Source organism: Sphingobium olei (genome assembly GCF_042678845.1).
GTDB classification, from domain to species: domain Bacteria; phylum Pseudomonadota; class Alphaproteobacteria; order Sphingomonadales; family Sphingomonadaceae; genus Sphingobium; species Sphingobium olei.
Genome location: NZ_JBHTLS010000093.1, coordinates 1 through 14,025 on the forward strand (window position 1 = coordinate 1; position 14,025 = coordinate 14,025).

Here is a 14,025-nt window from a genome sequence, read left to right on the forward strand (position 1 = left end):
CAAATCGGCGCTTCAAATCCTGGGGGGCATGCCCCCCAGGATTTGATCACTCAAATGGCGGCATGAACGACAACCGGGATGAGCTTAATTTAGCCGCCAACCTGTCCAAGAAGGCGAGGCCACCTCATTGGCGGCTTGCGCTTGAGCAGTTCAAGTAGCCAGGCGTTTGCATTGTTGCCCTTTCCCGCTCTAACATGCCGTAGAAGCGCGGTGGCACCGGCCACCAGCACACTTCGCAGCAGTTCGTCACCGGCGCGTGTTATAACGCCAAGCCGGACCTTGCCGCCGGTAGAATGGTCCTTTGGTGTCAGGCCCATCCAGGCGGCAAATTGTCGCCCTGAGGCAAACAGCTCGGGCGCTGGCGTTTTCATCATGAGGAGCGACGCTCCGATTGGACCGACACCGGGGATTTCCGCCAGGCGTCGGCTGCATTCGTTGGCGCGGTGCCATGCCGCCAACTCCGCTTCGACCTCTTCGATTTGGTTCTGAAGCCGAGAATATTCCTTCGCCTGCGCGGCAAACAGGGTTCGCGCGAGCGCCGGCACAGTTGGGTCGATCGCGATACGGTCGAGCAGCGGAACGATCCGGCACTTGCCCTGGGCAGCAATCAGCCCGAACTCTGCAGCATAACCACGGATCGCGTTGACCAACTGCGTACGGGTGCGGATCAACCGATCGCGTACGCCGACCAGCATGAGCGCTGCCTGTTGCTCAGAAGTCTTGATGGGCACAAAGCGCATCGTGGGTCGGCTCATTGCTTCGCACAGGGCTTCGGCATCAGCCGCATCGTTTTTCCCGCGCTTTACATAGGGCTTCACCAACTGCGGCGCGATCAGCTTCACTTCATGGCCGTACGACGTCAGGAGCCGCGCCAAATGGTGAGACGCCCCACACGCCTCGATAGCAATCACTGTTGGCGGCAGCTTCTCGAAAAACGCCATCATCTCGGTAAGGCGCAGCTTTTTGCGCAGGATGGGCTTCTCAGCGGCGTTGACGCCATGAAGCTGGTAAACGTGCTTTGACGTGTCGATGCCAACTCGGATAAGATGTTCCACGGACGGTCTCCTCCTTGAGATTTGCAACAACCTCAACCTGGCACATTGTGATGCCGTTTGGAGGCCGTCCACACCAACAGGTTTGGACCATCGCTTCGGGGAAGACGGCGGTGATGGCGTCTGGGAAGCCCTTCAGGCCATCGACGACGGCCAGCATGATATCCTCGACGCCGCGGTTGCGCAGTTCGTTCATGACGCGCAGCCAGAATTTGGCCCCTTCATTCTGTTCCAGCCATAACCCAAGGACGACCTTGGTGCCGTCGGCCATGACGCCCAGGGCAATATGGATCGCCTTGTTGCGGACCATCCCCTCGTCGCGGATCTTGACCCGGATCGCATCGAAGAAAACCAGCGGATAAGCTGGGTCCAAGGGACGTTGCTGCCAGGCTGCGACTTCCTCCAGCACCGCGTCCGTGATCGTGCTGATCAGATCGGGCGAGGCGTCGATCCCATACAGGTCGCGCAGATGCCCGGTGATCTCCCGCGTGCTCATGCCGCGCGCATACATTGAGATGATCTTGTCATCGAAGCCGGGGAAGCGACGCTGGTACTTGGCGATCAGCTGCGGATCAAAACTACCCGCTCGATCGCGCGGCACCTCGATCTCGATCCGTCCCCCGTCGGTCGTCACCGTCTTGCGGCCATAGCCGTTCCGGCTGTTGTTCCCTTGCTCCTCCTGGCCAAGATGGTGATCCATCTCCGCGTTGAGTGCCCGTTCGGCGAATGCCTTCTTCAGGGTATCGAGCAGGCCGCCCTGGCCGAGCGCCGCCGCCGCGTCAGTGCCGGCCAGCAGCTGGTCGAGAATGTCGTTCGGTATCGAGGGTTCTTTCCGTCGTGACATATTGGGTCTCCTTGTTGCCAATTATGCCTCGCCGCACACGAAATTCCTGACAGTCCCGGCCCGGGCCGGCGGCGCGCCCCAGTCCGGGCGCCTCCAGTCGATCCCTTCCCACAACATCGCGAGCTGGGCCGATGTCAGGCGCGCCGTCCCGTCAGTCGCCCCGGGCCAAGGGAAACGGCCGCGCTCCAGAATCTTGTAATAGAGGCAAAATCCCTGACCATCCCAATAAAGCAGCTTCAGCCTGTCACCGCGCCGTCCCCGAAAGGCGAATACGGCACCGCTGGTTGCCTGCTGCCGCAACACGGACTGGGCAAGCATGGCGAGACCCGAAATCCCTTTGCGCATGTCAGTGACGCCGCAGGCGAGATATACCCTTACTCCGGTTCCCGGTCCGATCATGCAGCTTCCACCGACCGGATGAGGCGGGTCAGGGTCGCGGCTTCGATGCCACTATCGAAACGAAGGCGCCGTCCTTGCCCCAAACATAACTCGACAATGGCGGGCGAGACCGTCTGCTCCTCGAGGGCGAGTTGCGCGTTCAGCATAGGAGCGCCGATGTCGAACGGCAAAAAGGTTGACCCAACCGGCGCCGGCAGCAATCCTCGCTCCTTGAACTCTCGGCGCCAATTATAAATCTGGCTTCGCGACACATCGTAGCGCCGCGCAACACGCGCCAACGTCTCACCGTTCACCCCCACTGCCGCGAGAATCTCCAGCTTCTCTGCGTCCGTCCATCGACGACGCCGTTCCCGGCCCAATATCTCCACCGCCGTCCCTCGCTCTCGATAAGGACGTCCATATCGACGTCCTTGTCGACGTCTCTTACCCGCTCAACTCACATCTTGGCAGGCGGCCTCAGCCGTTCGGTTACGGTAGAAGGGTATCTCCGGATAGAGGTGATGGATCAGGTGGTAGTTCTGATAGACCAGCACCGGGGTCAGCAGCCATTCGAGCCCGAACCGCATGGTCGTCGCCATATAAGGATCTTCGTCCTGGGCCACCACGGCGGGATAATGCGGCAGAATGACGAACACGATCGCGATCATAAACAGAGAGATCCGCGATGGGATAAACCACAGCATGAACAGCTCCTGCCCGTAGCCGAGATGGAGCGCTCCGGCGAACAGCGCCACCAGGAAGGAGTAAAAGACGACAAGCTGCATTCCGTGCCGCTTGCGCACAGACTGCCCGTATTTGATGAAGTAATAGATGTAGGCGCCATCGAAGAACGTCCAGCGGAATGGCACCTGCCACCACGGCGATTCGTGTTCGAACAAATCCGGGTCCATCGGGCCATTGGCAAAACTGTGATGCTTGTTGTGAACCCACCGCAAAAGCACCATCGGCGCATAGGGAAAGAGAAAGAACAGGCCGATCGCCCCAATCGATTCGTTCAGCCAGCCGACGCGCGACAGCGAACAATGCGACGCATCGTGAACGACGCTGAACAGCAGGTTAAGTGAGCAGTCCATTGGCGATTGCGCCTTGCCAAAGCGCAATTTGCTCTGTCAACGCCAAATACCAGACGGTGCCGATCCCCAGCATCGACACGACAAACAGGATCGCCGTTGGCCATGCGAGCAACGGCGGCTGCCGCAATTGCTCGAAATATTCGTTTTTGCTCGACGGAAAAACGCTCGTAGCCACTGGCAATCCCTCTCCACGCCAAGGTTGCCGCCTTATCAGCCGACCTCTGGCTCCCCGCACACGGCCTTGACGAATCAGGCCGGTTTGTAACTCGTCGACTCATATCCCATCATTGCATAATGTACAAATATTATCCCGTTAGGCCATTTGCCGCGACCGGAACGGCGGTCGCCACTCGGTCTGGAAAGAGGCCTGTTCGGAGGCATCAAACCGCACGCGACTGAAGCGCGTGATATCCACCGGCGCGCCGGGCTTCGTCCAGGCGCATTCCCGCATCAACGGCAGCGAGAATTGCCCTTTCGGCGGCTTCCACTTCTTCGGCGATCGCGACGACTTCCTCAACCCGACCCGCCGGAATCGCGACGACCCCATCGGAATCCCCCACCAGCCAATCGCCGGGATCGATCCGCACCTCTACAAGTTGAATCGGCACATCATAAGCATGCGCGGTGGATCTGTCTTTGGCAGTCCGCATTGTGACGCTGCGGGAGAATACAGGGTATTTCAGCGAAACACAGCAATCGCTGTCTCGGCAGACACCATCGATCACCGTGCCTGCGACGCCCTTCTTGTGCGCCACTCGGGTCAAGATATCGCCCCAGACGGTCTGATCCAATTTACCGCCGTTGTCGATTGCGACCACTGCCCCTTCAGGCACGTCGTCGATATAGTCTCCGACTATTCCCTGAGTCAGTCCGACCGGAAGCATCTGAACCGTGAAGGCTGGTCCCGCAAACTTCATCCCCCGTGCTACCGGCAGGATTCCAATCGCCTGGCCGCTGATCGCCAGGCGATCCAGTGCATCGGACAAGGCGGTTACACCCACTGCATTCAACCGCCTAACGAGTGTTTCCTTGCTCATCGCTTTCCCTGCCTATTTCAACATGTCTTCGTAGTTCGCGCCCATCACCTGATCAATTGGAGCGCCTTGCTCAAGGGCAGCGATCATGGCTGTTTCACGGCAAAGGATGCGCTCCGCCTCCGCCAGCACATCGTCCAGGTGTTGCTGTTCGAAGAACACGACGCCGCTTCCATCCGCCACAACCCAGTCCCCGGGGTTGACTACAATGCTGCCGATTGTAACGGGGCAGTTCCAGTCATGCTCGGCGACCCGACCGCGCGCTGTAAGTGGAACAACGGCGCGGCCGAAGACTGGGAAACCAAGTTCGCTGCTCTCATCCAGATCGCGACAGGCACCGTCGACGATCACGCCGGCAACGCCGTTCCGAGCCGCTCCCCGGCTCAGCAAGCCGCCCCAGCCAGAGGCATCGGTCCTTCCGCGATGCTCGACGATCACGATCTCACCCGGTTGTGCCGCCATGATGGCAGAGGCACCCAGGTGCCGTTTGGGCAGTCCTTCGATAGGCGGTCCAAGTTTCACGGTCACAACCCTGCCGGAAATGCGCTGCCCCTTTGCGGTCAACCGGACGAGACCCGGGACGACTCCGCGGAGACCGAGTTTGTCGAGCGCGTCTGAAATGGTGCAAGTGTCAAAGGCGGCGACACGCTGAGTAGCTGCCAAATAAGACGTAGGTGAGATGTCTTCAGGCATTGTCCGGCACCATCGCTATCGCTTCGCACTGCACCAGGATGTTGCCCGGGAGGTCATCGTAAACCAGCATATGCCGAGCCGGCCGCGACGAAGGATCTGGAAAGTGCCTGAGCCACAATTCGTTGATTGCCGGTCTAAGCTCTTTCGTCTTCACATAGAAGGTCAGTTTGGCAACATCGTCGAAACGCGCGCCGGCTGCTGCCAAGATCCGGTCCAGGTGCCAGAATGTCAGGCGGACTTGATCGACAGCGTCTTCCGCCACTTCGCCGGTTGCCGGATCCAAACCGTAAACCCCACCTGTCACGACAAGACGGTCCACCCGGCTCGCGGCAGGGATCGGATTGCCGGAATGGTGAAGGCCTTCAACTTCGATGCTGCGTCGTGTCACGATCCCCAGTCCTTGAGAGCGACCTGTTGAATTATCGGAAGTCGCGGAAAATCTGCATCGTCGCCAAGCACGTAATCAAACGTCGAGACGGGAAAACAATCGACGGGCATTGCCTTCGAAAACACAGTTTAGAGCAGCCTGGTCAAGTGAAGGAAGCGCCTCGATCACGGGCTTGAGATCGTCGTAGTGGCGCCCTGAAACAGGATCGATGCCGTCTCCCGATCCGGGCCTTTCCGTTCCGAAACAGCATCGGTCATGTCCCACGGTCTTGAACAGAAGCGCGAGCGAATCCGGGTTATGAAGTACCGTGTCAAACCAGAATTTTCGTAGAATTTCATCGAATTGGGGTGCATCGGCAGCGATACGCCCCTGGGCCCGGGCCATTTCCCGATGCGAGCGCCACCGTCCGATCTGGTAGGGGATGGGACCGCCGCCATGGCTAATCATCAACTTGAGGTCGGGGAACCGGTCGAACACGTCGGCCCGGTAGATCGAGGTAATCGCTAGTCCCTCTTCAGCGATGAAATGCTCATCATAGGTCTCGCGCCCATTGCAGCATTGTCCCGAATGGATATGGGCAGGAAGATCCAACTCACACAATTTCTCGTACAGCGGGTACCAATAGGGATCGCCGAGCGGAGGCGATCCGTTCATCCCCTCACTGGGGTCAGGGTTCAGCAAGATTCCCACGAAACCGAGCTCATCCACCACTCGCTCGATTTCATCGAACAACGAGGTGATCGGCCGATCGACTTGCTGCGGCAAGGCTCCCACTCCCCGGAAGCGATTCGGATGCATCCGAACTGTCCGGGCAATCATGTCGTTTGTGTCACTTGTCCAGTCGACGATGTCATTCCACCGGGCAGTTCCATTCAAGGTCAGGAAAGGTCGAGGGGAAAGCAACTGCAGGTCAGTCCCCACCGCATCCATGATCCTGACGTTCTGATCCGCGCTTTCTTCCAGCAGACGATCGGACACCTGCGCACGATAGCTGCTGCCATATTGCCCCCCTGAAACCACAAGATTGCTCCTGTGCGCGTAAAGCGCTGCAGGCGCGACAAGGTGAGCATGGGCGTCGATTATCATCGCTTTGCGATCTTTCAGAGAGGTCCTGCCCCGGCTGGAAATTTCAGCAATGCTCAGCAGCCGATATCAAATCGGATATACCAGATACCGGGGCAGGACGGACGTATCGAGCTCGGCCCGTCTGGACAGCAGCTTCAACGCACCGGCTTTTTCCAAACGGATGGTATCGAGATATTGACCCGCAGCCAGAACCTGGGTGATGCCGCTATCGGTGGGCGTCATGAAGACCGAGAAATTCGATCGCATCGAGATAGTAGAGGCATCGGCGCGTTGATACGCGACGCGCTGGACGAAGTGACGGGTGCGATAGTCCTGGAACGTACCGACCCAGATATCGTTCACGAAAGTGACGCGATCCTCAAGCCTGGATCGGCAATCGTCGTACATGAACCCCAGGGCGAGAGCATTTTCCGAATTTTCGGCGGAACGGCAGATGTAGGAGGCCTCGTCTTCCTCGGAATAGTTAGCGAGCCAGCCCATCATGTCCTTGTTATCGAGCGCGCTTGCATCGGCCATCAAAAGGGCGTCGAGCGCGGATTCGAGCGTGGTGTCGGTTTGCATCATGCCTCGGCCCTCTCAAAACCCATCACCGATCGGTAATATTCCCAACGGGGAAGATTGCCGCTCTCGTCGTTCTGGAGGAACTCCGACTCCAGCTTCGACTGGTCGTGCACGCCCTTCTGGAAAATCGCATTGCCGGGCGTGTGGTTGCCAATATGGATGCGATGGAAGATCGAGGCGTCCTCCATGCTGATCAGGCCGCAGGGTCCCAGCAGGTTGGAGCTTTGCCGCAGACGATGGAGGACCATGTCCTCATCGTCGTCCTGGTGCGCGAAATAGGCGTAGTGCACTTCCACCGTCTCTTCGTCGATCGGGGTCGCGAAGCGCAGGTTGATCACATCGAGATGCTTGGTCGAGACGAAGGTCGGGAAAAGCATAACAATGCGCGAGCCGACCGCAGGGTCCTGCCCCTTGAAGGCGATCAGCGAATCGTCCTTGAGTACCGTCGGACCACTGACCACCGACAACGCCGATTCGAAACAGACGTGGCCATGTTTCGTGGCGGCGAACTGGCGTCCCTTGCCGCCTTGCCAATTGAGCAACTTGAATGCCTGGTGGAGCAATGGCGCATGGTAGCCGTCGTTGTCGGTATAGGACTTCCAGTTGCTGTCGTAGCGCACCTTCTGATAGCCCAGCAGCTTGAGCCTGCCGTCCCCTCCCAGCAGTTCGCGCAAGGTGTTCTGCGAATCGCCGAGGAATTCCGTCAACGTTTCGGTTTCAGCCGAAAGGGTCACGAAAATCAGGCCGTAGAAACTGTCGAACCGGGGCTGCGCCAAGGGATAGTCGGACTTGTCGAAGCCGGGCAGGAAATCGCGATGGTTGGGGCAACCGACCAGATCGCCCTTCGCATCGAACAGCCAGCGGTGATAAGGGCATTCGAATTCGGTCTTGTTCCCCATCACCGCGGTTTCGAGCTGGTTGCCGCGATGCGAACAGGCGTTGTAAAACACCCGCACCACGCCTTCCCTGTCGCGGGCGATGAGCAGCGGAACGCCGGCCAAGCGGAAGGTCTTGAAATCGCCTGGATTGGGCAACTCGCTTTCATGCGCGACCGGGTGCCATTCCTGCCCGAAAAAGATGCGCTTCATCTCTTCGGCGTAAATATCCTTGCGGGTGAACGCCGCCTTTGGAACCTCGTTGAAATTCTTGGGCCAGGTCAAGCCAATTTCGGTCATCGCAATCCTCCTAGGCAGCAGCCCCCAATGCTTCGGCTTCGAGCGCCTTGCCCAGTTCGGCCCACATCTGACCGGACTTGCGCGCGCCCGCCAGATAGGGCTCCGGACAGAGATGGTAGGGCGGACGCACAGGCCCGGCCTTCATCCAGCCACCGGCGTCCATCCGCGCCTTTTCAAGCGCAATATTGTAGGTCGAGAATTCCTTGAAGCTGCCGTTCGGGAACAAGGGTGCCGCGGTCGGGCCGAGGCGGCCCATGAACGCCTTGGCCGCGCTCCAGTCGCCGCTTGCGCGCGCCTGGGCGACCAGGTCGCGCAGGGTGGTCGTCACCAGCGGGTGGCAGACCGCTCCGCTCGACCAGAAAGCGTCGACCGAATCATCCATCCGCGCCGCGCCATAATAGTCGAAGTCGATCGGCAGCAGCTTGATCCGGCCCCGGATCGCGGCCAGATCGGGCAAGAGGTTGGCGACGCCGATATATTTGGCGGTCACGACCTGCGGAATTTCAGCCACTTGAGCCCAGAACGGACGCGGGAAATCGAATTTGAAGGCTTCCGGGTTCGCGTAGATCGCGATGTTCATTTCCGGCACGGCTTCGGCAACGTCCTTGTAAAACTGGACAGCGACGTCGAGGCTAGGCGCGCACCACATCGGCACGCCAAGCATCGTGCCGTCGGCACCGAGCGCGAGCGCTTCCCGCGTCAGCGCCACCGTATCGCGGGTGTTGATGCAGGTCGTGCCGACGAAAACCGGGACTCGGCCGGCCGCCGCGTCGATCAGCGCACGCATGAAATCCAGCTTTTCGTCATGGGTCATGGTCGCGGCTTCGCCCAGCGTTCCCATGCTCAAGATGCCGTCGATCCCGGCATCGATCAGCCCGTTGACCACGCGAGCAGTTTCATCGAGATCGACGGTCTTGGTCGCACGCCAGTCCGACGCGTTATCCTTGGACGGGGTCGGAATGATTGCCCAAGCGCCCTTGACATCGGCGGCGCTCAACAACGGCTTGGCCATGACTCATACTCTCCCAATGGAAATTGCCCGCCTCGAGCGGGACGTTCGCTATTGTGTAATGCTTTTCCTTATGTCACTTCAAGTCCTAATATCGGGCTCTTGCCGCTAATGGCAAGATTTGCCGAAGATCGAATAGGTCTCGTTCGCTGGGGCGGACGACGGGGAGAATGTGGACGTGACTTTGCTGAATCGATTCCATGACAAGGTGGCCGTGGTCACGGGTGGAGCGCAAGGTATTGGCTTGGCGACCGCAAGGCGCCTGGCCGAGGAAGGCGCCAGCGTGGTCATCGCCGACCGCGCAGCGGAGGCGGCCGAGGCTTCGGCCGCACAGCTCCAGGCGGAAGGCAGCAATGCCCTGGCAGTCGCGGTGGACCTGGAACACTGCGAAGGCGCTGTTGAACTGTATCAGACGGTCATTGACCGATTCGGGCGAATCGACGTCGCCGTTCACAACGTCGGCGGCACAATCTGGGCCAAGCCCTACTGGGACTACACCCCGCAGGAAATCACCGCGGAAATCAACCGGTCGCTGTGGCCGACACTGTGGTGCTGCCACGCGGTTTTGCCCCACATGCGGACTGCAGGGCGGGGTGCGATCGTCAACATCGGCTCGGTTGCGACACGCGGCGTCAACCGGGTCCCCTATGCCGCCGCAAAGGGCGGGGTCGCCGCGCTGACCGCAGCCCTCTCACTTGAGCTCGAAGCCAGCGGCATCCGCGTCAACTGCGTCGCGCCGGGCGGAGTAAACGTGACCAGGGTCACCCCCCGCAATCCGGCTGCGCCCACCGAAGCGGATCGCCTGGGCTTCAGCCAGGTGATCGAACAGACGCTGCGCGATACGCCGATGGCCCGCTTTGGCGAGCCCGAGGAACTGGCCGCGGCGATCTGCTTTTTCGCCTCCGACGATGCGTCCTACGTCACAGGCCAGACACTTTTCGTCGCCGGGGGCGGCATCGGCTGACCGCACCGCGGGCTAATCAACTCGCCTGCTTGAGCAGATCCCGCAAGGACACACCGGCGTCGGCCAGGCTCGCAGCGCTGGCGCGGGCCCGGCGTTCAACGAGCCGTTTTCCCACCCCCATGTCGGGCGCGCGGTTGACTGTCAGCACACCTTCGATCGCCTGGCCGGCCAGGAAGAAGGCGACGAAGGCGTTGCTGTCCATCTCGCCGCGGATCGCCACCTCGGGTTCCAGCGGAATCTGCCCGCAGAACTGGATGTTGAGATCGAACTGGTCGCTCCAGTACCACATCGGCTTGCAGTAGGAGACCTCCTGCCCCAGCATCGCCAGAGCAGCCGCCTGCGCCTGGTCCGCCGCGTTCTGGTAGGTTTCCTGCCTGAACCGTCCGCCGAAAAACCCGTCCTGCTCGGCCACGTCGCCCGCCGCGAATACCGCCGGGTTGCTGGTCTGGCAGCGACGGTCGACGATGATCCCGTTGTTGACCTCGATCCCGGCATCGCGGGCCAGCGAGGTGGCCGGCACGATCCCCACCCCCACGATCACGGCATCGCACGGAATCACGGTGCCATCGTCTGCCTCGACCGCGCTGACACGGTTGCCGGCAAACCTGAAGCCGGTCACGCCGCAGTTGAAATGGGTCGCTACTCCCCGCCTGCGATGCTCCTCGCCCAGCCATTGCCCAAAGCGCCGGCCGAGCGCTCTTTCCATCGGCACTGGCATCGGCTCGACGACGGTGACCTTGCAGCCGAGTTTTACCGCACTGGCGGCGACTTCGGCGCCGATCACGCCCATCCCGACGATCACGATGCCGGCCCCTTCGCGCAGGTCGAGGGCCATGCGGGTCGCATCGTCGCGGGTGCGCAGATAGTGGACGTTGGCGCAATCGGCCCCGGCAAGGTTGAGCTTGCGGGCGTGGCCGCCCGTGGCGAGCAGGATCCGGTCCGCCTGAACCAATTCCCCGCCCGACAGACGCACCCCGCCGCCCGCAAGGTCGATCGCTTCGGCGCGGGTGCCCAGCCGCATGTCGATACGGTTGTCATCGTACCAGGCATCGTCCTGGAGGAAGAAATTGTCCGGGACGTTGGCCGGGTCCCACAGCACTTCCTTGGACAGCGGCGGACGTTCATAGGGACGCCAGGGTTCTTCGCCGATCAAGGTGATCCGCCCGTCGAACCCTGCCTGCCGCAGGGCTTCGACTGCGCGCCCACCCGCCAGATTCGCACCAACAATCGCAATCGAGCGCACTTGGTTCTCTCCCCACCTTCTGTTTGCCGGGCTGCTCACGGCAGCCCCAATTCACTGGTTTCTGTTGCACATTATACAATTCGTTTCAAGTGATGGATACCAAGGCTCTCGCTACCGTCCAATCTTTTCCAGGCGCGATGCAAGCTGCCGCCGGGTCAGGCCCAGGTCTCGAGCTGCCTGAGCGACATTACCCCGCGCAGCTTCCAGCGCGGCTTTTATGATCATGCTCTCGACGGCTTTCAGCCCTTCCCCGTTCTGTCGCAGCAGTCCGAGCAAGTGACCTATCGACTGAGCCTTTTCTCCACCAACCTCGGCACCAGACACCCGTCCATCGTTGGTCAAGGCCAGACCGACCCTGATACACGCGCGATCCGAGCCGAGGAACAGGTGCCGAAGGTCGATCGCCTCGCCATCGTTCACCAGCAACACAGCGCGTTCCACCATTCGTTCGAGTTCCCTGACATTGCCGGGGTATTCATGCATCAGCAGGGCATTGATCGATCTCGCCGTGAATCCGGCGACCTTGCGCCGATGACGCTGTGCGTACTTCGCGCGGAAGTGTTCCATCAAGCCGGGAATGTCCTCGCGGCGCTGGCGCAAGGGAGGAACCTGGATCGGCAAGGTTGCGAGCCGGAAGAACAGATCGGCGCGGAAATGGCCTGCTTCCATTGCCGTTTCCAGGTCGATGTTGGACGCCGCGAGCAACCTCACATCGACCCTCGTGGTCCTGGTATCGCCGACTCTCTCGAATTCGCCCTCCTGAATGACCCGCAGAACCTTGCTCTGGGCCAGCGGGGACAGCATCGAGATTTCGTCAAGGAACAGTGTGCCGCCATGCGCCAGCTCGAACCGTCCCGGTCGGCTTGCCACCGCGCCCGTGTAGGCACCCTTCGCCACGCCAAACAGTTCCGCCTCGATCAGTCCTTCGGGTATGGCGGCACAATTGAGCGCCACGAACGGCGCACCCTTCCGGAGACTGGCGCGATGCGCCATCTTGGCGAACACTTCCTTGCCGACGCCGGTCTCGCCCAGGAACAGTAGGCTGGCATCGGTCGCGGCGGCGCGTTCAATCATGTTCCGGACGGCGTGATACCCGGCTGAAACGCCGGGGACGAATTCGTGCCGATCGGCCTGCGAGTTAGCCAACATCAGCGGCGGCACCGATTTCTCGACGTCGTCGAGTTCGGGCCATTCCGCTTCTGGTCTGGCGTGCAGCAGACAGGCACCGTCTCCCATCCCCTGGCATTCGATCTCCCGCATGACGATCGGCTGGCCCGCGAAGGAACTGGCAAAGCCGCTCGCAAAGCCGGTTTGCAACCAGCAGACCGGATCGGCGCTGACGCCATCCGTTGCCAGATGGACCGCGGCCTCGATCGAATCGTGGACGACAAAGCTGCCGTGGAAATGGCCGCTCGCCGAATCGCTGTCCAAGGTCTCGATCTCGGTCCAGCCAAACCCGGTCAGCGCATGGGCTTGGGGGCCAACCGCAAAGGCTTCGAGAAACCCGCGATCGGGGCGCAGTTCCTTCGCCTCGACCGCGCACCTCGCCCTTCCGCAAAGCCCATGTCCCAGAACAGGCGTCGCGCCCGCGCCAGTCCGAGTTGCGCCACCAGTTGGCTGCGCAGCGTGGTCAGCGCCGATTGGCTCAAAAGCACGCATCGTTCGCTGTCGCGCCAGATGCGGCCCTGCTCGGGCGAAAAGCGCAAGCGTTTGGTAAGGTCGGCGTAGCCGGGAAGCTGTTTCATCGCCATCCCTTTTACCAATATGTCAATCCTGCACCACGATTTTCTGAACAATTGACGAAAATGACAATCCCTGCAAGCAATCGAGCGTGAGCCGATCCCCCTTTTCGAGCATGTTTGCGCCATTTTTCACCTTGGCATGATCTTTGCTTTATTCATGACTACGTGGAACCGCCCGCTCCAAGCCGGGAGGTCCAACGGAGGAGAGGAGAAGGGCAATATGGATGTTGCAGATCTGGTCGATACGAGCACAGGCCGCCAATCACGCTCGATCTATTCCAGCGAGCCCGTCTACCGCCAGGAGCTTGAGCGCGTCTTTGGCCGATGCTGGCTGTTCCTTGCCCACACCAGCCAGATTCCGCAACCCAATGACTTCTTCCGCACCTACATGGGCGAAGACGATGTCATCGTCATCCGGCAGAAGGACGGCTCGGTAAAGGCCTTCCTCAACACCTGCACTCACCGCGGCAACCGCATCTGCCGCGCCGATCGCGGCAATGCCCGGTCCTTCACCTGCAACTACCACGGCTGGTCATTTGCTCCCGATGGCGCGCTGGCAGGCGTCCCGCTCGAAAACGAAGCCTATTTCGGCGAACTCGACCGCAGCAAGTTCGGGCTAGCACTACTTTGGCATAAGTGTCAATCGGCGTCCAAACGGGACCCCCGATCGGCGCGCAAAAGGGACCCCCTTTCGAGTATGGCACGACGGTCGAGGAACGCTCCTTGCGCTGCGCGTGGCGTAGGGAGGGCGGAGCCCGACCG

16 protein-coding genes and 2 pseudogenes are annotated in these 14,025 nt (G+C 60.7%); 2 read left to right on the forward strand and 16 right to left on the reverse strand.

All coding sequences use genetic code 11. The features are described 5' to 3' along the window. Positions 1-128: 128 nt before the first annotated feature. The 13 genes and pseudogenes from ACFQ24_RS05530 to ACFQ24_RS05590 form a co-directional block, all read right to left on the reverse strand. A pseudogene (locus tag ACFQ24_RS05530) lies at positions 129-1,055 on the reverse strand (IS110 family transposase); the annotation flags it as partial. Positions 1,056-1,131: 76 nt separating this feature from the next. Beyond that, positions 1,132-1,896: pseudogene (locus tag ACFQ24_RS05535) on the reverse strand (IS256 family transposase); the annotation flags it as partial. A 21-nt stretch (positions 1,897-1,917) separates the two neighbouring features. Then, complete coding sequence (gene tnpB / locus ACFQ24_RS05540; protein WP_380909582.1) at positions 1,918-2,295, reverse strand: IS66 family insertion sequence element accessory protein TnpB; 378 nt, start codon at positions 2,293-2,295, stop codon at positions 1,918-1,920. Then, entirely contained in the window at positions 2,292-2,663 is a 372-nt protein-coding gene (gene tnpA, locus ACFQ24_RS05545; RefSeq protein ID WP_380909584.1) for an IS66-like element accessory protein TnpA, read from the reverse strand. Before tnpA ends, tnpB begins: the two co-directional genes overlap by 4 nt. 63 nt (positions 2,664-2,726) lie before the next feature. Further along, entirely contained in the window at positions 2,727-3,368 is a 642-nt protein-coding gene (locus ACFQ24_RS05550) for a fatty acid desaturase (RefSeq protein WP_380909586.1), read from the reverse strand. After that, on the reverse strand, positions 3,352-3,543 hold the full coding sequence (locus ACFQ24_RS05555; RefSeq protein WP_380909588.1) for a hypothetical protein: 192 nt from the start codon (positions 3,541-3,543) through the stop codon (positions 3,352-3,354). Before ACFQ24_RS05555 ends, ACFQ24_RS05550 begins: the two co-directional genes overlap by 17 nt. Positions 3,544-3,748: 205 nt before the next feature. After that, positions 3,749-4,405: an RraA family protein gene (locus ACFQ24_RS05560; protein WP_130030095.1), complete on the reverse strand. Its 657-nt coding sequence runs from the start codon at positions 4,403-4,405 to the stop codon at positions 3,749-3,751. Positions 4,406-4,417: 12 nt separating this feature from the next. Further along, entirely contained in the window at positions 4,418-5,095 is a 678-nt protein-coding gene (locus ACFQ24_RS05565) for an RraA family protein (protein ID WP_130030096.1), read from the reverse strand. Continuing rightward, complete coding sequence (locus ACFQ24_RS05570) at positions 5,088-5,483, reverse strand: RidA family protein (RefSeq protein ID WP_130030097.1); 396 nt, start codon at positions 5,481-5,483, stop codon at positions 5,088-5,090. Before ACFQ24_RS05570 ends, ACFQ24_RS05565 begins: the two co-directional genes overlap by 8 nt. Positions 5,484-5,558: 75 nt before the next feature. Next, on the reverse strand, positions 5,559-6,569 hold the full coding sequence (locus ACFQ24_RS05575; RefSeq protein WP_130030098.1) for an amidohydrolase family protein: 1,011 nt from the start codon (positions 6,567-6,569) through the stop codon (positions 5,559-5,561). Positions 6,570-6,635: 66 nt separating this feature from the next. Continuing rightward, complete coding sequence (locus ACFQ24_RS05580) at positions 6,636-7,133, reverse strand: aromatic-ring-hydroxylating dioxygenase subunit beta (RefSeq protein WP_380909590.1); 498 nt, start codon at positions 7,131-7,133, stop codon at positions 6,636-6,638. Next, positions 7,130-8,305 carry an aromatic ring-hydroxylating oxygenase subunit alpha gene (locus tag ACFQ24_RS05585; protein ID WP_380909592.1) on the reverse strand — a complete coding sequence of 392 codons (1,176 nt, stop codon included), beginning with the start codon at positions 8,303-8,305 and terminating at the stop codon, positions 7,130-7,132. The genes ACFQ24_RS05580 and ACFQ24_RS05585 overlap by 4 nt, the downstream gene beginning before the upstream one ends. A 10-nt stretch (positions 8,306-8,315) precedes the next feature. Then, the gene (locus ACFQ24_RS05590) at positions 8,316-9,317 is read right to left on the reverse strand and encodes a dihydrodipicolinate synthase family protein (RefSeq protein ID WP_025548219.1); all 1,002 of its coding nucleotides are present in this window, start codon (positions 9,315-9,317) and stop codon (positions 8,316-8,318) included. Between the two features lie 175 nt (positions 9,318-9,492). On the opposite strand from ACFQ24_RS05590, the gene ACFQ24_RS05595 reads away from it, so the two are divergent. Continuing rightward, on the forward strand, positions 9,493-10,278 hold the full coding sequence (locus ACFQ24_RS05595; protein WP_380909594.1) for a 1,6-dihydroxycyclohexa-2,4-diene-1-carboxylate dehydrogenase: 786 nt from the start codon (positions 9,493-9,495) through the stop codon (positions 10,276-10,278). A 16-nt stretch (positions 10,279-10,294) separates the two neighbouring features. Here the strand turns inward: ACFQ24_RS05595 and ACFQ24_RS05600 are convergent, their stop codons facing one another. The 3 genes from ACFQ24_RS05600 to ACFQ24_RS05610 all read right to left on the reverse strand — a co-directional run bounded on the left by ACFQ24_RS05600 (position 10,295) and on the right by ACFQ24_RS05610 (position 13,266). Further along, a complete protein-coding gene (locus tag ACFQ24_RS05600) occupies positions 10,295-11,521 on the reverse strand; it encodes an FAD-dependent oxidoreductase (protein ID WP_188083137.1) in 1,227 nt (408 codons plus the stop codon). Positions 11,522-11,632: 111 nt separating this feature from the next. Further along, on the reverse strand, positions 11,633-12,952 hold the full coding sequence (locus ACFQ24_RS05605) for a sigma 54-interacting transcriptional regulator (RefSeq protein ID WP_380909596.1): 1,320 nt from the start codon (positions 12,950-12,952) through the stop codon (positions 11,633-11,635). 29 nt (positions 12,953-12,981) lie between these two features. Next, entirely contained in the window at positions 12,982-13,266 is a 285-nt protein-coding gene (locus ACFQ24_RS05610) for a XylR N-terminal domain-containing protein (protein WP_380909598.1), read from the reverse strand. 217 nt (positions 13,267-13,483) lie between these two features. On the opposite strand from ACFQ24_RS05610, the gene ACFQ24_RS05615 reads away from it, so the two are divergent. Continuing rightward, on the forward strand, positions 13,484-14,025 hold a 542-nt coding region (locus tag ACFQ24_RS05615; protein WP_380909600.1), incomplete at its 3' end, for a Rieske 2Fe-2S domain-containing protein.

Excerpts from the sequence above, each read along its gene's own strand:
- ACFQ24_RS05550 (WP_380909586.1), bottom strand. The coding sequence starts at position 3,368 with ATGGACTGCTCACTTAACCTGCTGTTCAGCGTCGTTCACGATGCGTCG.
- ACFQ24_RS05575 (WP_130030098.1), bottom strand. The coding sequence starts at position 6,569 with ATGATAATCGACGCCCATGCTCACCTTGTCGCGCCTGCAGCGCTTTAC.
- ACFQ24_RS05590 (WP_025548219.1), bottom strand. The coding sequence starts at position 9,317 with ATGGCCAAGCCGTTGTTGAGCGCCGCCGATGTCAAGGGCGCTTGGGCA.
- ACFQ24_RS05610 (WP_380909598.1), bottom strand. The coding sequence starts at position 13,266 with ATGAAACAGCTTCCCGGCTACGCCGACCTTACCAAACGCTTGCGCTTT.
- ACFQ24_RS05560 (WP_130030095.1), bottom strand. The coding sequence starts at position 4,405 with ATGAGCAAGGAAACACTCGTTAGGCGGTTGAATGCAGTGGGTGTAACC.
- tnpB (WP_380909582.1), bottom strand. The coding sequence starts at position 2,295 with ATGATCGGACCGGGAACCGGAGTAAGGGTATATCTCGCCTGCGGCGTC.
- ACFQ24_RS05580 (WP_380909590.1), bottom strand. The coding sequence starts at position 7,133 with ATGATGCAAACCGACACCACGCTCGAATCCGCGCTCGACGCCCTTTTG.
- ACFQ24_RS05565 (WP_130030096.1), bottom strand. The coding sequence starts at position 5,095 with ATGCCTGAAGACATCTCACCTACGTCTTATTTGGCAGCTACTCAGCGT.
- ACFQ24_RS05585 (WP_380909592.1), bottom strand. The coding sequence starts at position 8,305 with ATGACCGAAATTGGCTTGACCTGGCCCAAGAATTTCAACGAGGTTCCA.